Consider the following 444-nt stretch of genomic DNA (forward strand, 5'->3'; position numbering starts at 1 on the left):
AATAAATGCAGTCTTACCTGCACGAGAAAGGCCGGTGACACCAATTCTTAGGTGTGCATCCAGCCCTCTATTAAGTAGTTGTTTTGCTTCGTTTGTTATTTTGTTCATATCACGCTCCTAAACTCAAGATATTGAATTACTCTCCAAATATCCAGCGTTAGAGCGCAACATTAACAAGATTTAATCATCGACAATGAGCTTAAAAATGACAAACAGAGCGAGTTCCAAAAGAAGTGTAAGTACTATCGTGATGGTAATGTACTTATCGTGGAAAATGGCAATGCCATTGAGAATAAGGTCATAGCAAAGGAAGCCACCGATTACGACGGCAACGATGATCTGAAGAATTTGTACAAAGCGTGGCATAACATCCCCTGTTAATAAAAGTCGCAACTTAATTGTATCAGCTATCTCGCTGAATTTTCGAAAAAAAGCGCAATCTTT

Annotated in this window: 1 protein-coding gene; it reads right to left on the bottom strand. The window is 38.7% G+C overall.

Features of this window, described 5'->3' with window-relative positions; all coding sequences use genetic code 11:
* Positions 1-180 precede the first annotated feature (180 nt).
* On the bottom strand, positions 181-366 hold the full coding sequence (locus AB4585_RS27900) for a hypothetical protein (RefSeq protein ID WP_017242885.1): 186 nt from the start codon (positions 364-366) through the stop codon (positions 181-183).
* Positions 367-444: the final 78 nt, after the last annotated feature.

The sequence above is a fragment of the Vibrio sp. 10N.222.49.C9 genome (assembly GCF_041474985.1).
GTDB lineage: Bacteria > Pseudomonadota > Gammaproteobacteria > Enterobacterales > Vibrionaceae > Vibrio > Vibrio crassostreae_C.